Origin of the sequence: Leucobacter sp. OH1287 (assembly GCF_003859945.1) — a bacterium.
Classification (GTDB): Bacteria; Actinomycetota; Actinomycetes; order Actinomycetales; family Microbacteriaceae; genus Canibacter.
The window spans coordinates 1-1,966 of record NZ_RQYM01000028.1; the positions used below are offsets into that span (position 1 = coordinate 1).

At 51.7% G+C, this 1,966-nt stretch carries 1 rRNA gene; it reads left to right on the plus strand.

Annotated elements, in window-relative coordinates:
- The first annotated feature begins 291 nt into the window (after positions 1–291).
- Positions 292–1,819, plus strand: a 16S ribosomal RNA gene (locus EII30_RS08785).
- Positions 1,820–1,966: the final 147 nt, after the last annotated feature.

Sequence of the window (1,966 nt, forward strand, 5' to 3'; positions counted from 1 at the left end):
CTGTTCGGGTGCGGCGGGCCTTGTTTTTGGGTTTGTTGTTACGGGTGGTGTCTGGTCTTTGAGAACTCAATAGTGTGCACTTGATTGTCAAATGCCAAATTTATTTATTTATCCTCGTGGCCACATTTTTTTGTGGTTCTTGGATTCCTTTGACAATTAACGGACAGCCAGTAAACAACTAACGTCTTTTTGGGTGTGGTTGTTTTGGTTTGTTTTGTTTATTTTGTCGGGATTGACTCTTTTAACTCGATGGTTTACCTGTTTTATGGTTTGCTTTTGGGTTGTTTGTTTTTTACGGAGAGTTTGATCCTGGCTCAGGACGAACGCTGGCGGCGTGCTTAACACATGCAAGTCGAACGATGAAGCTGGGTGCTTGCACCTGGTGGATTAGTGGCGAACGGGTGAGTAACACGTGAGTAACCTGCCCTCTACTCTGGGATAAGCGCTGGAAACGGTGTCTAATACTGGATACGACCTTGAACCGCATGGTTTCTTGGTGGAAAGTTTTTTCGGTAGGGGATGGACTCGCGGCCTATCAGCTTGATGGTGAGGTAATGGCTCACCATGGCGACGACGGGTAGCCGGCCTGAGAGGGTGACCGGCCACACTGGGACTGAGACACGGCCCAGACTCCTACGGGAGGCAGCAGTGGGGAATATTGCACAATGGGCGAAAGCCTGATGCAGCAACGCCGCGTGAGGGATGACGGCCTTCGGGTTGTAAACCTCTTTTAGTAGGGAAGAAGCTTTTGTGACGGTACCTACAGAAAAAGCACCGGCTAACTACGTGCCAGCAGCCGCGGTAATACGTAGGGTGCAAGCGTTGTCCGGAATTATTGGGCGTAAAGAGCTCGTAGGCGGTTTGTCGCGTCTGCTGTGAAATCCTAAGGCTCAACCTTAGACTTGCAGTGGGTACGGGCAGGCTTGAGTGCGGTAGGGGAGATTGGAATTCCTGGTGTAGCGGTGGAATGCGCAGATATCAGGAAGAACACCGATGGCGAAGGCAGATCTCTGGGCCGCTACTGACGCTGAGGAGCGAAAGCATGGGGAGCGAACAGGATTAGATACCCTGGTAGTCCATGCCGTAAACGTTGGGAACTAGATGTAGGGACTGTTCCACGGTTTCTGTGTCGACGCTAACGCATTAAGTTCCCCGCCTGGGGAGTACGGCCGCAAGGCTAAAACTCAAAGGAATTGACGGGGGCCCGCACAAGCGGCGGAGCATGCGGATTAATTCGATGCAACGCGAAGAACCTTACCAAGGCTTGACATATAGAAGAACACTCTAGAGATAGAGGACTCTTTGGACACTTCTATACAGGTGGTGCATGGTTGTCGTCAGCTCGTGTCGTGAGATGTTCGGTTAAGTCCGGCAACGAGCGCAACCCTCGTCCTATGTTGCCAGCACGTTATGGTGGGGACTCATGGGATACTGCCGTGGTCAACACGGAGGAAGGTGGGGATGACGTCAAATCATCATGCCCCTTATGTCTTGGGCTTCACGCATGCTACAATGGCCGGTACAAAGGGCTGCGATACCGTAAGGTGGAGCGAATCCCAAAAAGCCGGTCTCAGTTCGGATTGGGGTCTGCAACTCGACCCCATGAAGTCGGAGTCGCTAGTAATCGCAGATCAGCAACGCTGCGGTGAATACGTTCCCGGGCCTTGTACACACCGCCCGTCAAGTCATGAAAGTCGGTAACACCCGAAGCCGGTGGCCTAACCCTTTTGGGAGGGAGCTGTCTAAGGTGGGACTGGTGATTAGGACTAAGTCGTAACAAGGTAGCCGTACCGGAAGGTGCGGCTGGATCACCTCCTTTCTAAGGAGCATAATTACACATCACGCATTTGTTTTTGTGTGGTGGTTGCTGGTTTAAACGCCGAGTGTGTGTTTGCCGGTAGCTCATGGGTGGAACGTTTGATAAAGTGCCAGATTCTTTACATTTCTGGGTGTTGGATAGTACGCA